At 34.2% G+C, this 19,930-nt stretch carries 10 protein-coding genes and 1 pseudogene; 9 read left to right on the top strand and 2 right to left on the bottom strand.

Annotated elements, in window-relative coordinates; all coding sequences use genetic code 11:
• The first annotated feature begins 1,136 nt into the window (after positions 1-1,136).
• The 7 genes and pseudogenes from EO115_RS02685 (at position 1,137) to EO115_RS02715 (ending at position 8,946) form a co-directional block, all read left to right on the top strand.
• On the top strand, positions 1,137-1,361 hold the full coding sequence (locus EO115_RS02685) for a helix-turn-helix transcriptional regulator (protein WP_126937445.1): 225 nt from the start codon (positions 1,137-1,139) through the stop codon (positions 1,359-1,361).
• Positions 1,354-2,415: a DNA cytosine methyltransferase gene (locus EO115_RS02690; protein ID WP_240628921.1), complete on the top strand. Its 1,062-nt coding sequence runs from the start codon at positions 1,354-1,356 to the stop codon at positions 2,413-2,415. The genes EO115_RS02685 and EO115_RS02690 overlap by 8 nt, the downstream gene beginning before the upstream one ends.
• 18 nt (positions 2,416-2,433) lie before the next feature.
• A pseudogene (locus EO115_RS02695) lies at positions 2,434-3,657 on the top strand (DNA cytosine methyltransferase).
• A gap of 13 nt (positions 3,658-3,670) precedes the next feature.
• The gene (locus EO115_RS02700) at positions 3,671-5,392 is read left to right on the top strand and encodes an AAA family ATPase (RefSeq protein ID WP_126937447.1); all 1,722 of its coding nucleotides are present in this window, start codon (positions 3,671-3,673) and stop codon (positions 5,390-5,392) included.
• Between the two features lie 15 nt (positions 5,393-5,407).
• Positions 5,408-6,613, top strand: coding sequence for an LlaJI family restriction endonuclease (locus tag EO115_RS02705; protein ID WP_126937448.1), 1,206 nt, complete (start codon positions 5,408-5,410; stop codon positions 6,611-6,613).
• Positions 6,614-6,722: 109 nt separating this feature from the next.
• A complete protein-coding gene (locus EO115_RS02710) occupies positions 6,723-7,397 on the top strand; it encodes a hypothetical protein (RefSeq protein WP_126937449.1) in 675 nt (224 codons plus the stop codon).
• Positions 7,378-8,946 (top strand): hypothetical protein, encoded by a 1,569-nt coding sequence (locus EO115_RS02715; protein WP_126937450.1) that lies wholly within the window; start codon positions 7,378-7,380, stop codon positions 8,944-8,946. The genes EO115_RS02710 and EO115_RS02715 overlap by 20 nt, the downstream gene beginning before the upstream one ends.
• Positions 8,947-9,688: 742 nt before the next feature.
• Here the strand turns inward: EO115_RS02715 and EO115_RS02720 are convergent.
• Both EO115_RS02720 and EO115_RS02725 read right to left on the bottom strand, forming a co-directional pair.
• Positions 9,689-10,633: an ABC transporter substrate-binding protein gene (locus EO115_RS02720; protein WP_126937451.1), complete on the bottom strand. Its 945-nt coding sequence runs from the start codon at positions 10,631-10,633 to the stop codon at positions 9,689-9,691.
• Positions 10,634-10,705: 72 nt separating this feature from the next.
• Complete coding sequence (locus EO115_RS02725; RefSeq protein ID WP_126937452.1) at positions 10,706-11,701, bottom strand: sirohydrochlorin cobaltochelatase; 996 nt, start codon at positions 11,699-11,701, stop codon at positions 10,706-10,708.
• Positions 11,702-12,013: 312 nt separating this feature from the next.
• On the opposite strand from EO115_RS02725, the gene EO115_RS02730 reads away from it, so the two are divergent.
• Both EO115_RS02730 and EO115_RS02735 read left to right on the top strand, forming a co-directional pair.
• A complete protein-coding gene (locus EO115_RS02730; RefSeq protein WP_126937453.1) occupies positions 12,014-14,335 on the top strand; it encodes a YadA-like family protein in 2,322 nt (773 codons plus the stop codon).
• 298 nt (positions 14,336-14,633) lie between these two features.
• Complete coding sequence (locus EO115_RS02735; RefSeq protein ID WP_126937454.1) at positions 14,634-19,784, top strand: TonB-dependent receptor domain-containing protein; 5,151 nt, start codon at positions 14,634-14,636, stop codon at positions 19,782-19,784.
• Positions 19,785-19,930 lie beyond the last annotated feature (146 nt).

The raw sequence follows: 19,930 nt of genomic DNA on the forward strand, positions 1-19,930 counted from the left end.
TAACATTTAAAGCTTAAATCTGCGAAGATAATAATATTACTTACGAATCTGAGTTTTTATCAAAATTTTAAATAAAAAATAAATTATTGGAATGCAGTTTGGCGCAGTTATTAAATTTTAATTCAGTCGAATTCGACCGAATTAAATCGTAAGCTGAATATAATTACTTAACATTGTCTCTTAAGAAATGGGTAGAGAATATAAGTAATCCACTGACCGAATTACCATCGGACCTATCCATGCAGCAATGGTTTTTGTTACATTATTAGCATAAGCTCTATCCGCTAACAGTTGAAAGTAAAAAGCGTATTTTTCTATCAGTTAATGTTACTTGCTGAGGTTGAGGTTTTGCTTTTTCATGCGAATTGTTTCCACTTCCTAATGCTTAAATTCCGTTCGTTTATCTACTGTTGGTTTACGATCTTCAATATTTAACTTAAGACTACGTTTACGAGTGCGTTGGATGCAGTTCGTTCATTTTATCTTAACTATACAAGTAAAGTCAAAGATAAGTGGAAAAAGACATTCATATATGTGGCTATACAAGGTCCTTGTATAAAATATCATATCTGATGTAAATAGTTTTTTCCGAGTTACAACTACACAAGTGTCAATAGACCGTTTAGAAGGCTTTAGAATCTTATCCTTTTCAATTTTAGAAACAGACTGGTATTATTAACCTTCAATCGAGAAAATGATTTGGTTCTGCTTTTATATATTTGTTGTCATCTTTTGAGAAAATATATACTGATTAGTTTATCTTTCTATATCTGGTCGACTGTACCACACTTTATTTCGCAATTAATATTGGTTCTAGCATGTTTTAGATAAGCGGCAGTAGAAGGTATTGTTGACCCTAGTCGTAGACGTTCTCTACAGTAAAATGGCGCTTCTAAGGAAAGGTTTTGTTTGTTCGTATTTCTGTGCTGTGATTAGTATAGTTCATATTGATTGCCTAGTGATATCTTTAAATTTTATAATAGAATCATGCTACGAAACACTATGGATTTTTAATATTTTATTCTTCAATTTTATTATTCAAATAACCGCTCAAAAAAGAAAATAATATCATTAAAAGTTCTACTATCATATTATAATAAAAATGATATTAAGATATATAAGACTAAAGGATAAACATGTCAAAACTAATTTATAATAATTTATTTAAGAAATTAATGGATGTAGAAATGAGAAATTTTAAACTTATGGATAAAGCAAAAGTAAGTAAAATAAATTCTGTGAAAGACGGTGAAAATGTTATCAATGATGTATTGCTAAGAATATGTTATATATTGCAATGTGATATTTCAGAAATTGCAGAGTGTGTAAGTATTGAAGATGGAGGAAATACGGGTGTGTAAGTTTACAGTTATAGACTTATTTTCAGGTGCTGGTGGGCTATCCAAGGGATTTTTAGACGCCGGTTTTGATGTTATTTTAGGAATAGATTTTGATGATAGTGCATTAAAAACTTTTGAAAATAATCATGGAAAAGCTAAAGCATTAAAATTGGATTTGTTTAATCTTGATAATATTGAGTACATAATTTCAGAGTTTAGCAGAGAACATGATACCCTTGATGTATTAGTTGGTGGGCCGCCTTGTCAAGGGTTTTCATTAGCTGGTAAAAGAGAAGAAGATGATAAAAGAAATATGTTATATAAAGCGATGGTTAAATTGGCGGAAAGACTGAAGCCAAGAGCTGTTGTATTAGAAAATGTTCCTGGAATGTTAACACTTTATGAGGGTGCTGGTAAAAAAAGAATATTTAATGATTTTGAAAAACTGGGTTATAAAATGTCAGTAAAAGTTTTATATGCACCTGAATATGGTGTTCCACAAATACGGAAAAGAGCTTTTTTTGTAGGACTATTAAACTCTGAGGAAGAGTTTATTTTTCCAGAGCCAATACTTTCCTCAGAAAATTTTATTACTTGTGAGGATGCAATAGGAGATTTGCCAGCTTTAGAAGGCATTTATGGCGATGAGATACAGGAATATGAATGTAGCCCACAAACAAAATATCAAGCTGAGATGAGAAAAAACTCAGTTAAATTATATAATAATATAGGAACAATTCATTCGACAAAAACAGTAAGAATGATTTCTCTTGTTCCAGAAGGAAAAAACTATAAAGCTTTGCCGGAAGAATATAGAAATATGTATAAATATAATGAAGCACTTACACGATATCATAGTAAGAAACCTTCATTAACTATAAATACAGGGCATAGATCACATTTTCACTACAAGTATAATAGAATACCGACGGTGAGAGAAAGTGCAAGATTACAGTCTTTTCCAGATGATTTTATTTTTTACGGAAATAAATCCGAACAATATAAGCAAGTCGGAAATGCAGTCCCACCTAAATTAGGGTATGCTATTGCAAAAAAACTCAAGGATTATTTATAGAGAAAGGCTAATCATAGTATGCGAAAATATAAATTTATAGACTTATTCGCTGGTTGTGGGGGATTGGAAGATGGATTTATGCAAACTGGTGATTATAAGTGTATATCATCAGTTGAGTGGATGAAACCACAAGTAGATACTCTAAGGTATAGATTAAAAAGTAAATACAATATTTTAGATGCAGAAGAATCAGTATTACACTTTGATATACAGAGAGAAAATGAGCTATTCAATGGTTGGAGTAATGATGAGAATTTTGGATCATCCCGGGGACTTGATTATTATGTAAAAAAATAAAATGGTGTAGATCTAATTATAGGTGGACCACCTTGCCAAGCATATTCAGTTGCAGGTAGAGTAAGGGACGAAAATGGAATGCGAAATGATTATAGAAATTATCTTTTCGAACATTATCTATCCGTCGTAAAAAGATATAAGCCAAAGGTATTTGTGTTTGAAAACGTCCCAGGCATATTAAGTGCAAAGCCAAATAATAAAAAAATAATTGAAATAATTGAAGAAGAGTTTAGAAAAATTGGATATATAATTAGCAATAAAATACAGAAGTATGGGATTGTTGATGCTTCTAAATATGGAGTGGCTCAAAGGCGAAAAAGAGTGATTTTATTTGGTGTTAGGAAGGATATAGATTCTTTAGACGCTATATATGATAAGATTGATAATTTTTATAATGTTATTTTACCCAAATATCAACAAAAAGAAGTAACAGTAGAAGAAGCAATAGGTGATTTACCTAAAATAAGTCCTATTTGGGATGAGAAAAAAAGAACGAATAAAAAAGCATATTCTTATCAAGAGGGGATAAATTGGCACATACCTCGTTATCATAATTTGAGAGATATGGATATTTATAAAATGTTAGCTGAAGATATTGAGACTGGTGAAAAGAAATATACTAATGCTGCAGCGATTACTAAAATATATGAACAAAGAGTTGGATCTAAGTCGCCGATACATCGATACCATGTTTTGAGAAAGGATGAGCCTAGTACGACAATCATAGCTCATTTATATAAGGATGGTAATAGATTTATCCACTATGATTCATTCCAAGCTAGAAGTATTACACCACGTGAAGCAGCACGACTTCAATCATTCGATGATGATTTTATCTTTATTGGATCGCAAGGTAGCGTATATCAAATGATTGGTAATGCGGTACCACCAAAATTAGCTTTAGCGATAGGTAAAGCTGTAAAAGAGTTTTTAGATAATATATAAAGAGGAGATTAATATGTTCCATTATTTATATACAAATGATATGAGGGTATCCCATTTAGAAGAAAAAGCTATAGAATTTTCAAAAATGTTCTTAACAGATTCAGTACCATCAGCTAGTGAAGATAAATCGACAAATAATAATGCTAATACAATTGGATTTTATTTAAATCTTATCAATAAAGGTAACAGTGCAAAACTAGCAGCTAAAGGTGATGTTAGAAGTGTTGTACTTAATTTTATTAAGACATTTCAATTTCCAAATCCAAGGACAAAGGATAGTTTTGATAATGCAGTTAATGATGGTATTAAATTAGCTCCGATGCGTGAAATCATTAAAATACTTTTTATATACTATCAAATGGGTTCTGGAGAAGTTTATTTAACGAAAGATGAAATAGTAAATTTTATTTTTTACAATAAAAATATAGCTTTGCAGATTGATGTTGATAGGATTCAGTTAATAAAACAAATTGAGGAATATAGAGCTACAAAAAAATTACCTTCAAATATTATTCCAATTGAAGAAAGATCGTGGAATCATCAAGATAGACAAATTAATGAATTATTGAATGTTATTGAATGGTCAAAATTTATAGAGGTTAAGTCTGATAAAGTATTTTTTATATTACCTATCAAAGATGATAGTAAATATAAGGCGGAATTATTGGATATTATTATGTTTGATGAGTTTTGGGATTTCAATGACCAAAACAGCATTTCAGATTTAAAATCTAGTTATTTTGAATATTGTGATGAACAGATAAGCGTCGAAAATGTTGAATTTAAGAATTACAATGACATTCAATGCAACAAGCTAAACAGAAATATTCAAAATATATACTTTGGAGCTCCTGGAACAGGAAAGAGTTATAAGGTTGATAAATTAATTAAAATTTGTTATCCAAATACGGATAACAAGGATAATCCATTTGTCTTTAAGACAACAGTGTACTCAGATTATTCCTATTACAACTTCATAGGAAATATTATGCCGACATCAAAAAATGGTGAAATTAGATATGACTTTAAGGCGGGTATTTTTACGCAAGCACTTGCAATGGCATTTGAATATAGTGAAAAGGAAATCTTTTTAATTGTTGAAGAAATGTCAAGAGGTAACATTGCAAGTATATTCGGTGATATTTTTCAATTATTAGATAGGGATGAGAACGGAGTTAGTGAATACTCAATTAATAATGATTTAATAATTCAATATTTTGCTGAAAAAGGTATTAATATCGATAAAAAAATATTCTTACCAAGAAATTTTCATATAATAGGAACAGTTAATACAAGTGACCAAAATGTAAACGTAATAGATACAGCGTTTAAAAGAAGATTTGAATTTGTATATGTTGATGTAAGTCCTGTTTCTAAAGATGGAACAATCATGAACGAATATGTGTTTACTTTAACAAATAAGGAATTTGAATGGAATAAATTGTACATGTCATTGAATGAGCTTATAACTACAAAATTAGAACTTAGTGAAGATAAACAAATTGGACAGTTCTTCATTAAATTTAATAATTATAGTAGTGATGAACAAAAATTTGCTGCAATACAAAATAAACTATTGCATTATCTATGGGATGATGTACAAGGTGCAGTTATTTCTGATGAGTATAAGATATTTAATAAGGAATACAAAACATTCTCTTCCCTATATAAAGATTTTGGTGAGAAACTTAATGTATTTAGTGAAGAACTAATTGATTTATATGATAAACAATAATTGTAGAGGTGCAAAATGAGTCAACAGGAAATTCGGGTAGTAAATGATGGTCAAACTGTTGATAAAGACTTCGTAAACTCTTGGGAGATATTTGATTATTGTGATCAATACAATGGAAGTCTTACAATATCTTTTGTCGGAGCAATTATAAAAAATGATAAAATTTTATTTTCATTTCCAAAACATTATAAAGTCGATAATGATGAATACAATCAAATTTCTTGTATGAAACAAATACTTTATATTTTATCGAAATCAAAAGCAAGTTATGCAAGTTTCGATAAGGGAATAAAAGGAGAATTTCCGATAAAAGCATATTTAGGTATTTTGATGCATTATAAGAAATATGGTTTATATTTATCTAATGAACAATATTATGAAAATGGATATGCTGGAAATATAGATTGGAATAGAACAATAAATAAATCAAATAAAATCATTCAGAAAAAAGGTGTAATGTTTTTTCCATTCACTATTAAGAGGACTAGGGATAAAAGTGTATTTATTAGCGAATGTATGAATTACGCTTTGTCAGATGCAAGCAGATATAAGAAGTTTATAAATACGATTATGCCGTATGAATATAATAATGAAAACAATATATTCAAGAACTTAAGGTATGTACTTAATGAATTAAAAAGGATTAGAAATCTATATTTTAAAGATATAGAAAAAAGGCTTATTAACAATTTGATTGAATATATAGAGTGGAAAAGTATAACTAGAGATAATTTTAGACTTATAACATTGAAATTTGAAAATTATTGGGAAGTAATGATAAATGAATATCTCAACGATGGCTTTTGTAGAATAGAAGAAGATCAAATTATTTGGGGAGAAAACAAACAAGATAAATTCTCTAAGCCAGAAATGGAATGTGTGGAAAGCGTAGAAAAAAGATTGCAACATAGCGGCAAAAGTCCATATAAAATACAATATGATCATATATTTATTGATGATGATAATCACAAAATTGTTCTTTTCGATTCCAAATACTTTAATGCAGAAGTTGATCAACTAAATTATAAACAACTATTCTATCATTATAATTTGAAGCAGAAGTACCCTGAATTTCTTATATACAATGGATTACTATTACCTACAGAAAAAAACTACTATACAAAAATTCATGTGGATAGAACTGATTTAGATGGAGTTAAGATTGTAGAACACTATATTAACTTGAAGTTAGTTCTGGATCATTATTCAAGAATTATATAGATGAAATCAATGTTTAAATAGGTAATTACTCTATTTTAATTAATATGTCTTTAGTTGGTAAATGCTGTAAAAAAAGGCTGTAAATTTCTTATAAAAGGAGGTATAGAATATGCAAGAATTACATATGAACTTAGAAAATTGTTATGGAATTAAAAAGTTAAATAAAACTATTGATTATTCGAATAATAATGTTGCGATTATCTATGCACCAAATGGTACGATGAAGTCTTCATTGGCAAAAACGTTTGAAGCTATAAGAGATGACAGGCAAGTTGAAGAAAAAGTATATGGATTAAAAAGTACATGTAATATTTTCGACGAACATAATGTGGCATTATCAAAAGAACAAATTATAGTAATAAATCCATTTGATGAAAATGCATACGAAGGGCAAGGGTTATTGATGGCTGATGACGAATTGAGAAAATTATATCTAAGTATCTATGAGTCAATAGAGTCTAAAAAAGAATCATTATATAGTAAAATAAAAGAGAAGTTTGGGTACTCAACTCGTAGTAATTTTGATGTTAAAAATAGTATGCTGAATGATTGGGGATTAACATCAAAGCAAGAATATGAGTGCTTAATTAATATTAAAGAGCTATTACGCGATCCGGTAATGGCTTGCTCGTTACATGAAGATGATTTGAAATATCATTCGTTGTTTAATGAGAAAGTTTACTCAATGATGAAGACCGGAAAAACAGGAGAATTAATAGAGGAGTATGAAAATAAGTATAGAGAGTTGGTTAATAAATCTCTATATGCAACAAGGAATTATTGATCACAATAATTATGGGAATATAAGTAATGCATTGAAAAGTAACGGCTTTTTTGCCGCCAATAACGAAGTAATACTAAAGGCTAAAGATGGGAGTACATCAGTAAAATTAAAAGAACCAAAAGAATTAGATGATCTTATAAAAAAAGAAAAAGAACAAGTATTAGATTCCAAGGAAATTAAAGATTTATTTGAAAAAATCAATAAAATAATCAGTAAAAATAAAGATACACAAGAATTTAATGCTTTTTTACAAACTCACCAAGATATAATTGTAGAATATAAAGATATAGATCTATTCAAGAAAAAAGTCTGGGTTAAAGCTTTTCTTTGTTATGAGTATTTACTTGATGAATTGATAGCTGACTATAAGATCGCACAAAAAGATTTAAAGAAATTACGTGATAATGCAAAGAAACAAGTTACAGAGTGGAAGAAAGCGTTAGATTTATTTAAAGAAAGATTTTTTGTTCCTTTTTCAATTGAACCATCGAATCAGGAAGATGTTATTTTGAATATGGAATTACCAAGTTTTAAGTATATTTTTTCGGATAGTAGGGGAAAAAAAGAAATAACGAAAGATAATTTACTTAATGTTTTAAGTACAGGTGAACGTAGAGCATACTATATATTAAATATGATTTTTCATATCTTAGTTGCAAAAAAACATGGTAAGGAGTGTTTTGTTATACTTGATGATATTTCAGAATCTTTCGACTACAAAAACAAATATGCAATTATAGAGTATATTAGTGATATTTCGGAATACACTGATACAAATGGTGAAAAATTATTTAAAATTCTATTACTAACACATAATTTTGATTTTTACAGAACAGTATCTTCTAGAATTACAAAGCCTGGTAATTCTTTCATAGCTTTTGTAGATTCAGATAAAGTAAAATTAGAAAAAGGGCAATATACAAAAAATATTTTCATGCACTATAAAAATAGCCTGGTTCAAAGTTATAGTGATCATATTATGGTTGCATCTATTCCTTTTGTTCGTAACCTAATTGAATATACGGAAGGTAATGATAATAAAGACTACTTAATTCTTACAAGTGTTTTGCATTACAAGGAAAATACAAGACAGATCACTTTAAATCAAATTCAAGATATTTTTAATAAATATTGGTGTAAAAAAGAACCTCTTACATTTGCAAATGGTAGAGAAAATGAAATGGTGTATGATATTTTAATGCAAGAAAGCAGAAAAATTAGAGATATAGAGCAGTTGGAGATTGAGAATAAACTCATTTTATCTATGGCAATAAGACTGTTAGGCGAGTCATATATGCAGAATAAAATAGTATCTGAGGTATCAAATGGGGATGACATATTGAAAGATATATTCAGCAAAAAAAATCAGAGTGCATGGCTTATTAAAGCGTATAAAAAGCATATAAATGATGATGCAATGAATACTTTAGAGATTGTCGCAATGATAACACCGGAAAATATCCATTTGAATTCATTTATGTTTGAGCCAATTCTCGATATGTCATTGAAGCATCTATATAAAATATATAATGATGTAAAAGCTTTATAATAATTTAAAAGTCCTTGTAGATTTAATGGAGCAAGTACTAATAGGTTATGCTGTGACAGGTACAGGTTTGTAAGGGTTGGTGTAGATACTCGATAAAATCATGAGTAATCTAACTCTAAATCAACCGAAATGGCGGACGCCATAACTATTCTGTTTCATTACCTTGGCCTTGTTGTCAGAATCTTCAGTAATGTCATTAGGGTATAGCAATAGAAAGGCGTTAATTACTTTGTCATGCTAATTTGTAAACGATTGTAGAAGGTTATTAAATTCGCTAAGCTTTGCTACTTTCATAAGACCCCAAAAGTTAGATAATGTACTTTCGATAGCCGTTCTACTCTGTACATTAAAGAGATGCTCAAAGTAATGCTTCAATGCATAGGTCTCTTTTAAGTGGCCTATAACCATAAAGCTGCATTCGATTCCAAAGTGTCCTTGCTCATGAATCACTTTGTAGATATGGCAGTGCAGGGATATGGTTGGATTGGTGCTACGTAGGTAGTATATTATTTGAAAAACGTGATTATAAAGTAGAAATAATCTTACATTGTAAGTAGAAGACGAAATAGGGAGTTTGAAGTAACATATAGGTACGAAATAAATTCAGAAGAGATTAAAAGGAGAAGGAAGTGAACTGCTTACAATTTGTAATCAGTTGAGAATGAAAGCAACAAGATAGCAAATTAAAATGCATGCTATACAGTATATAGATTGCTATATACGTTAGCATGCATTTTATCATTTATAATTGCACTTTCACACCATAGATAATATTGGCTAACTCAGCCATAGCTTCTGGTGTTTCTAGTCCAGGGTTCAATAAGAACCATTGGGATGGTAAGAAGATGACTTTGTCATTTTTTACAGCTTGTAATTGATTCCAAGCTGGGTTGCTAGTCATTTCTTTGGCAAAGGTGGCGTTTATTTCATCCTTTTTACCCATGGTAACGACAAGGATTATGTCCGGGTTATCTACTGTTAATGTTTCCAAGGAATAAGGCACTGTTTTAGATGTCACATTGTCTTTCAAATGTTGTTCTACTACATTGTTGATGCCTAATTCACGAACCATAGACGCTGTGATTGCTAATGGAGTTTCGGCTGTAACCGATTTACCAGTAGCTCGTAATACAGCAACTTTGACAGGTTTGTCTTTTGGAATCGAGGCTTTCACTGTATCGATTTTTTTATTGTAATCTTCGATGACAGATTTGGCCTTATCTTCTGTATGGAAAATATTGCCCAATAATGTTAATAGTGGAATGTTATCATTGATGCCATCGTAATTAATTAGAATAGATGGAATATTATTGCTATCTAGCTGCCCTTTAAATTTTTCATGTTGGCTAGGTAAACCTAATACTAAATCAGGATGTAATCCTACTAATTGTTCCATATTAGGATTGGCTGTATGGCCTATGCTTGGTAATGATTCAATTTCACTAGGTAATTTTTCATTACTTTCAACACGAGCGATGGCTTTGCCACCTACAGCATAGATCATTTTGGAAATAGAATTAGATAGCGCTACCACCTTGGATGGGTTAGTAGGAATTGTGTAGGACTGATCTTGGTAAGATACAGTACGAGTTGTTTCTGTTGTAGTAGGACCTGTTTTCGTACATCCACCTAGTAAAAGAGAAGTGGAGAGTAGAACAGCACTACAAATTTTTAAATATGTTTTCATTTTTGTTCTTTCAAATAAGGGGATACGAAGCGTATCCCCTATTGTTGTTATTACTATAGTATTGTTATACGATTATTTTACTAATGCATCATATGCTTCGGAAGCACGTTCTGCAAAGATATCACGGATTTGTTGGTTTTCGCCAGCACCATGAAGATATGTATCTACAGTGAATCCTTCTTTCATAAGGATATTTTTGTGTGAATCAGGTTCGTCACCAGCCATGTCGTTGTTTGCATGGTCACCAGCAACCATCATTAATGGCATTAATGTAACATGTTTGATACCTTTTTCTTTTAATTGAGGGATTACTGTTTCAAGATTTGGCCATCCTTCTACAGTGTAAAGGTATGTATTTTTAAGTCCCATAGAGTCAATGCGATCTTGAATAACTGCGTAGTATGCATTAGAAGGATCTGGAGTACCATGAGCCATAATCAATACAGCAGAATCTTTCTTTTGCATCATAGGGAATTGAGAAGAGAATGCTTTCAATGCTTGTTCTACATCATCGCGTTGGTCTTCTTGACCCATCCAGTACATTAAAGGTACACCTAATGTCATTTTTTTGAAGTCTTGTTTATGATGGTTGAATACAGCGCCTGCATAGTTATATTCCATACCAGGAATCATGTTTAATGTTGTCAAAGCAACACGAGTGTATCCATCAGCTTTTAATTGGTCTAATGCTTCTTCTGGAGTAGGGTATGTAATACCTTCTTTTTCTTTGATGCGATCAATGATGATATGGGATGTGAAAGCAGTGACTACTTTTACATTTGGATGCTGTGCTTTGATTTCATTGATTGTTGCATCAATTGTTTTAGCACGAGTATCTTTGAAAGTAGTACCAAAGGACATAACTACGATGGCATCTTTATCCATTGCGTCTTTCATCATTGGATTTTCGTATGTGCGAACACCAATGGAAGCTGCTTCTTGTAATGCTGGAGTTGCATCTTTTACTTCAGAGTTTAACATGTACGCCGCATCAGTAGATTGGGATACGCCAAATGCTGCAGTTACTGCTAATGCTGCAATCATAGCGCCTTTTGAAAGTGATTTCATAATAACTCTCCTTACCTAAAACTAGAATATACCCAACAGCATGAATATTTATTGCCCTATTCATACTTACATTTATTATATTCTCATCTGTGACAAGTGTCAATGAATTATGGATATGTAATAATGAAAGTTAGCTATAATGATAAGCTGTAATCGTATTGGCATAGGTTGTATTAAGTTTGTTTTACTCATATATAGGTTCTATGGATTAAATTGACAATAAAAAATAGATATGCTACCCTTAGACAGTTGTAAATAATGAATTTTAGTATAGAGTTAATACGTAGTTATTATAGAAGGTAGAGGTTAGCAATGAAATTTAAAAAGCATCAGCCTAAGTTGGCAGTTCTTACTCTTGTGTTGGGTACAATGTCTGCACCAATAATGGCAGCTGATCCAGCTATTGTTGTTGGCGGTAGTAATGCCAGTGCAACAGGTCATGTAGCATTGGCTGTGGGGGCTAATGCCAATGCATCGGGTAACCAAGGAGTTGCTATAGGTGCTAACTCCGCAGCTAGTGGTGGTAATGCGACGGCTCTTGGGTTAAATGCAACGGCAACACATACAGATGCATTAGCCATTGGTACAAAAGCAAAGGCAACGAATGTGAATACTACTGTAGTAGGTGCGTATGCTGTATCTAGTGGAGATTATGGGGTGGCAGTTGGAGCCGATTCTTATGCGACAGGTAACCGTGCTATTTCTATTGGTGTAGCAATCAATGAGACAGAAAATAAACGATTTGGTGCTACCGGTGATCGTTCTATCAGTATTGGTAATGAAACACTGGCTTCTAGCACGCATACAACAGCCGTAGGAGATAGTGCTACAGCTACTAGCAACAGATCTGCTTCTTATGGAGCATTTGCGAATGCAACGGGTATTCAATCGACAGCGGTTGGTCATGCCTCCAATGCAACAGGCAACTATAGCGCTTCCTTTGGTGATGCCTCTGCGGCTAGTGGTGAAACAGCTGTAGCTATAGGTTATGGAGCAAAGGCGCAAGATACAGAAACGATTGCTATCGGTAGAGGGGCTAGTACGAATGATTCGGGATCTCACGGGTCTATTGCTATTGGCAGAAACTCGACGGCTACGGCAGGCCTTTCTGTTGCCATAGGGGCAGATGCTAAAAATGAGACAAAGCATCCTAGAGCAGATCATACCTATTATGCGGCAACTGCTGTAGGTACTGGGGCTAGAACAGGTAGTGTTGGCTCTATTGCCATTGGTAATAATAGTGTGGCTAATACAGAGCTAGTAGATGGTGAAATTGGTGTGTATTCTACTGCAGTCGGTACATCAAGTTCATCGCAAGGGATATATTCTACGGCAATAGGTGTACATTCTAAGGCTTATGGTCACTATTCCGTTGCTATGGGTATGCAGAAGCATCAAGTGACAGGAGAAGAGCTAGGTGCCCGTGGATATGGCTCAGCTGCCATTGGGTTATATGCAAATTCTATTGGTTTGCAAAGTGTTGCCATCGGACAAGAGAGCAAAACTGACCGTAATCGAAGTGTAGCAATCGGTCTTAAAACGGTTACTAATGGTGTGGATAGTATTGCCATGGGAACTAAATCAAGCACAAATGCCTCTAACAGTGTTGCTATTGGTTTAGGTTCGAAAACAACAATTGATTCTTCCGTAGCGTTAGGTGCATTATCCTCTACATCAGGTCAGGCTTTCACAGTGGGCTATGATCCGACTACAAAAGCAGCTATGGATATGAGTACAGTGGTGAAAGATGTAGCTGCTTATGAGGCACAAAAAGCTATCATTAAAGAGGCAAATGAGACAATCGACAAGTCTAATACGATACTTCGTACAGCTGAGTATGATCGTATCTATGGTGCCACTACTGAGATTCGCAATGCAGCTAACACTTTAACGGCGGAGCATCGAGGAAAAATTATTGATGCAGAAGCTAAAAAATTAGAGGCTGTGCAAGCGATTAAAAATAATTTCCAAGGTGCCTCTGCATGGGAAAACTCATTAGGTGGTGTATCTGTTGGTAATGCAGAGTTAGGATTAACTCGTCAAATAAATAATGTAGCGGCAGGCACATTAGATACAGATGCAGTTAATGTGGCCCAATTAAAACGTGTACTTAATACAAGTATCAACAATACGATGGGGGATATCATGAACCAAACGAACACATTGGTGAATGGTGTTCGTCAAGATGTACAGGCCCTTCGTAGTGAAAGTCGAGAAGGAGATGCCATGAATGCTGCCTTAGCAGCATTAAAACCAGTGGCATATAAGTCGACTGAACCTACACAAATTATGGCGGGTGTGGGCCATAACTCTGGTAAAACAGGATTTGCCCTAGGAGTAGCCCATTATACCGATGAAGGAACCATGTTTAATGCAGGCATTGCCTTTGCAGGAAAACAACGATCCTATAATGGAGGTGTTACTTTTAGAATTGGACATGGTAGTGATGATGTACCACAATACGCACCGCCAGCAACAGTACAAGTACTTTCAGAAGAGTTAGCATTAGAAAAATCTAATAATGAAGTACAAGAACGTCGTATGCAAGAACAAGAGGCAAAACTCAATCGTTTATTAGAACAAAATGAACGCTTGCAACAAGAGGTAGCAGCCTTAAAAACGTTGCTAAAATAATATAATAGAATGCAAATGGTAGTTATACTACTACAAAGGCTATAGACTGATAGTATCAGCTATAGCCTTTTTGTATGGATTACAATATGGTTGGACACTTTGGTAGCAATGATTGATACAAGACCGAGAATAGATAATGAATATGAATAGTGATGGATATCACATAATTCTACAAGTCGTGAATCAAATGGAGCATTTGAAAACCATATGGAGTAGATTTGATGTATAGATAGTATTACAATAAAAACGATTAACGTTATCAGTTGTTTTCTGTTAGAAAAGGAAGATGGTGGATGCTATGCATTATCATAAACCGTATCAAAAACGCCTATTGACTGGTGCTGTCATGAGTTGGATGGCATGTTCATGGTATTTATTAGGAGGTTTTGCACCTGTATATGGAGAGGGATCTGTGTATGTTACCGCAGATAGAGCACAAGAAGAAGCAAAATATACATCTCAACAAGTGCAAATCATTACCAAAAAAGATATTGAGCAAAAGCAGGCTAAGTCAGTAGAAGATATTGTATTTACTCAGGCTGGTGTGACTCGTACGGTAGACAGTATGGGTCGCGTAGGTGTATCGATTCGTGGATCTGAGCCAAGACATACGCTAATCCTAGTAGATGGACAACCTGTGATGGGGGAATTTGCTAAGTACCAAGGTCAAGGTGATGAGTTACAACGGTTGGGTACAGAAAATGTAGAACGCATTGAGATTATTCAAGGTGCAGCGAGTGCCAAATATGGATCCGATGCGATTGGCGGTGTTATTAATGTCATTACTAACAAACCAAACAAGACCGCAAATATCCGAGTGAATGCGGAAAGCCTACGCTCTCGTGGTGACCAAACACCGTTCCCATATAGTAATTTCTTCATGCGTGCTGATTCTGGTCAACATGGAAACTTGCGTGTCAACATCCACGGTAGTAAACGAGATATCGTGCCTGTATATGCCGCTAACGAACGAAAAGAAGTTCCTTTTGGTAATGCCGCTGTGAATGAGGTATTTCCTAAAAACTCTCTTCGTTATTATGGCAATAACTCCAATTTAGGAATGGCAGCTATTTACGATGTAAATGATCGAAACTCTTTCACATTCAGTGCTGATCGATACAATGAAAAGTTAGAGCGCTTTATTAAGAGGACAAACTCTGAAGATGAGCCACAAGTGCACTATAAACGCAACTTGGATAGAGATAAGAGTAATCTATCCTATACAGGACAAGATGAAAAAAGCAACTGGAAAGTTGAACTAAACTACACGCGCACAAAAGAAGATGATGTTACGTTGACTAGTGATTTTGGTCGCAGTAATTATGAAGGTAAAAATACATTAAATTATGTAGATAATGTGGACCACAAACAATGGAGTCTTGATATTACTGGAGATACGCAAGTCAATGATAACCATCTAGTTTCCTATGGCATCGGCTATACCTCTGAAAGTGGTGAAGGTAGCCGTCTAAAAAGTGCACCTCATACATGGGTTAGAAACATTGATCCATGGGACTATGATAAAAGTTTAGCTGTAAAACATGGTAAACCAGAAAGTACCATTTATCGTCATTCTTTCAAAGAAAATAGTGATGGCGTATTGCAATGGGATAAAGAAAAAGAATGGTATGGTTACGATCATACAGATAAAACGAGTGTACCAGAGTTTACTTATGAAGATTTCAAAAACTATTTAGACCCAGAGGCTAATCTAGACCCTGCCGCATTCCATGGATTGGTGTATAACTCTGGATATACACCAAACAATATGGAATCCCGTAATCCAGAAGCACTAAAACGATTCAAGGCATTTAACGATAAATTAAATGAAATTCCTTACAATAAAGAACTGATTGCTAAATTTGGACCGGGTCATCAAGGTACTGAAACCATTGATGGGGTCAAACCACCTGTAATAAATAAAGATTATTTAGCTTTATTCTATTACATGGAAGATCCGTCTTTCAAAATTGTACGACCTCAATTTAATGGCGGTCATTTCAAAGATGAATATAATAAACGCATTAACCAACAAACGGTAGGTAGCGCGAGTCTTAAAAAACAACATTTCTTCATCCAAGATACATGGCAACTCAACAAAAATACTATTTTACAACCAATTGTACGCTTAGATCATAGCGACTTGTTCGGATCTCACATGACGTTTAATGTGGGTGTTACACAGAATGTAGGGGGTAATGCGCATCGTCGTTTGAAAGCTAATATCGGTACTAGTTATACAGAGCCTGGCATGGGTGAACTATATTATAACTGGGAAATGTATGGTCCTACTATTACCAATGTGGCTCCTTTGTCTGGCGGTCGTGCTCGTTTAGGCTGGTACTGGGTTGGAAATCCTAATCTACAACCAGAAACATCTAAAAACATTGATATCTCCTTTGAAGGGGAAAATAAAAATACCTATATGAAATTGACGGCGTTCCGCAATCAAATTCGTAACTATATGACTATAGCTAATACTGGGCATCTCATGGATTTCTATCCATACCTTGATGAAAGTACATTCTTTGGTGCAACGAAGTATGCCCATGCACCGGACTTGTTGTACACTTTCAAAAACATTGGTAAAGCCCGTATAAATGGTCTTGAATTAGAAGTAAAACAACGATTGGGCAACCATGCGAAATTGAAATTTGGTTACACCTATTTAGATGCAGTCAACAAATCCAACCCAGATATGCCAAAACGCTTGTTAGATAAACCAATGCATAAATTAGACTTAGGTCTAGAATTGGAAGATAAAGTGAGCGGTTGGAGCGGTAATATATGGACAGATTACTACTACAATATGCTAGACAGTAACTCTGTATCTGGTGGCGGTAATTATATTACATCTCAAGTGAACCCAGAAAATAATGATAAATCCATCATTACCTATGAATTCAACCGCAAAAAAACGGCAGATATGTATAAAACAAAAACATATGGTATTTGGAATATGATTGTACAGAAAAAAATCGACAAGGATTCTCTTGTTTACTTTGGTGTGAACAATCTATTTGATCATCGTGACGATGACCGTGCATTACAAGGCCGTCAATTCCGGTTCGGTATGAATTTAAAATTTGGTCCAGATGGTTCCACACATGCGGGTACTGATCATGGAAAGGTAATAGGTGGTCATGGTAAGGCTACTACAGAAAAAATGTTGCAGTCTGCACCATCTATGCCATCCGTTCCATCTGTGAAAGAATCTCTCTTGGAAACACCGTTTGATACACATGAAAAACAAGGTGCTCAACTAATAGGAGATATTCGTGTAGGTGGGGATAGCCATTTAGGATCTGATAGACCGGCTAACCGTGTGACAGCTGTCAGCTCTATTAGCGATGGGGCATTGAAAAATTTGCAGGATAAAAACGAACATGGTTTCCATAGTCGTTTACGTCTTGGTGTAGATGCTCGTATTAATGACAATACGAATGTGAAAGTGGTGGCATCTGCTCAAGGTCAATCCGGTATAGATACAGCTCATGAAACAACAGGATCTAGAGGACTTAACCATACTCGGTTAGATACATTAGATGTAACTCAACATCATTCTAATTGGGATTTCAGTGTTGGTCGTTTGACTGAAAAATTCGGTACCACAGGCTATTGGTTTAACAAAGAGTTCGATGGTATTAGAACTGTTTGGACTGGTGAAAAAGACCAAGTTCGTATTGGTTATGGTGATTTCCGCCACAGTACAGGTATCGAAGATTCGGCGTATACCCATGCGATTTATACGAAGTTCAAACGTCCACCGACTGTGGATGAGTTCGTAGGTACAACATTCGATTATACAGGACTTTCAGAGGAAGAGAAAAAATTAGTAGGCGGTGCCAAAGTAGAAAAAGTGGTAAAAGATGCACCGAATACAATTAACTTCTATCAACAGTTGAAAGCGCTACAAGGGGATTACAAATCATTAAGCGACAAGAAAGAAGAGTTTGCCAGTGACCTTGCTACCTTGAAAGATGAAATGGACAATGAATATATCGCTGATACACCTGAAAAGAAAGAGCAATATCGAAAAGATATTGAGGCGAAAACAAAAGAACTTGAAGAGGTTACTACTAAATTAGATGCCAATATCGAGGCCCAATATGGTGTTGTTGCTCGTATGCAAGAGATTGCTATAAAGGCGTATGGCAAGGATAAAGGCTTTAAGAAGTACAATGTGGCTAAAAAAGCGGATGAAGAAATTACGGTTCCGATTAAGTTGCCGGATATTGAATTTAGATATACTGGTACATCTATTCATCATGATGAAGATGAGGATGCAGATTATGAAGATCCAGTGGATTCCAACACATTTTATACAAAACCTAAGGCCAACCCAAGCGGTGCAAACCTAGATAATCCACTATTTAAATTGAAAATTTCTGATTCGGCTGTAATGGGTAAAGATAGAAAAGAATATCTCAAAAAATGGTTTGAATCCAATAAAGAAGAAATCATTAAGGCCTACAAAGAACGAGCAATGGAAATAGCTAAAAACTCTGTAGGTGAACATGGTACAGTGAAAGATATTACCTTTAAAGATGAAGATTTAGCTAAAGCTGGTGATGCATTATACGAAATGAACTATTTAAATGTAGGCACACCAGGTGAATCTACGATCTCGAAAACGTATCAATCAGGAATGTATCCATACCTTGTAGCACAGTATTTCAATGAAATAGTAAGTGCTTTAGAGGCTACAGATGGTCATAGTAAATTACCTAGGGAAGCATTTATTCCATATACAGGTGCTATCATTCCTGCGGAAGGTATTGTGTTACAACGTGATGTGATTCCTGCAGTGAAACGGGCTGGATATGTACAACTTCGTCATATGGTAGGTAAACAATTAGGCCTTACAGCTTGGTATTTAAAATCTACTGGCGATGATAGTACAACGGTACAATTTGCAAGTGGACACGATACATCTTCGGCTACATTTAAAGGTCTTGCTAATGTGATTGGTATCGGTGCGAAATATACAATGGGTCAATCGTCTTTATCCATAGACTATGGACAAAATAGAACAGACTATGGTCGGTTTATGAATGGAAGCACTCAGTATAATTATGTACCTGGTAGCATTAACTTTATACCTACTGGACGTGCTATGGGAAATACACCATCCTTCTGGGTAGTGCGATTTAATATTGGTCATGTAGACTACAAACGACCAGGTAGTTGGAACGGATTCATCGATTACAAACGTTTTGATCATGGTTCCTTCTTTGGTGGTAATGGCACTGGCGCTGTACCAGATCGTTACTTAGATGGTATTCGTAGCTTTACAGTAGGTGGTGGATATGTGCCACATAAAGATCTATTGTTAGAAGCGTTCTATACATTTGATGCAAAAGCATTGGGACAGCGTGATACATTATATGGTGGTGAAAACTTTACCTTAGGTAATTACACACGTATCCAAGGAACATATAAATTCTAAGTATCATATCTTGATGTAACAGTGGTCTCTGGTATAGAGCACGAGAAAGAAATACATAGAAAAGCCTAATGAATACGATGAGAAAACCGTGTCCATTAGGCTTTTTTTGTTATCTAACTCCGTATTTTTGAGAAATAATCGCAAAT

It is taken from the genome of Veillonella sp. CHU740, from assembly GCF_003992055.1.
In the GTDB taxonomy this organism is placed as follows: Bacteria; Bacillota; Negativicutes; order Veillonellales; family Veillonellaceae; genus F0422.

Coding starts and splice junctions, on each gene's coding strand:
- EO115_RS02685 (WP_126937445.1), top strand. CDS start 1,137: ATGTCAAAACTAATTTATAATAATTTATTTAAGAAATTAATGGATGTA.
- EO115_RS02700 (WP_126937447.1), top strand. CDS start 3,671: ATGTTCCATTATTTATATACAAATGATATGAGGGTATCCCATTTAGAA.
- EO115_RS02705 (WP_126937448.1), top strand. CDS start 5,408: ATGAGTCAACAGGAAATTCGGGTAGTAAATGATGGTCAAACTGTTGAT.
- EO115_RS02710 (WP_126937449.1), top strand. CDS start 6,723: ATGCAAGAATTACATATGAACTTAGAAAATTGTTATGGAATTAAAAAG.
- EO115_RS02715 (WP_126937450.1), top strand. CDS start 7,378: ATGCAACAAGGAATTATTGATCACAATAATTATGGGAATATAAGTAAT.
- EO115_RS02720 (WP_126937451.1), bottom strand. CDS start 10,633: ATGAAAACATATTTAAAAATTTGTAGTGCTGTTCTACTCTCCACTTCT.
- EO115_RS02725 (WP_126937452.1), bottom strand. CDS start 11,701: ATGAAATCACTTTCAAAAGGCGCTATGATTGCAGCATTAGCAGTAACT.
- EO115_RS02730 (WP_126937453.1), top strand. CDS start 12,014: ATGAAATTTAAAAAGCATCAGCCTAAGTTGGCAGTTCTTACTCTTGTG.
- EO115_RS02735 (WP_126937454.1), top strand. CDS start 14,634: ATGCATTATCATAAACCGTATCAAAAACGCCTATTGACTGGTGCTGTC.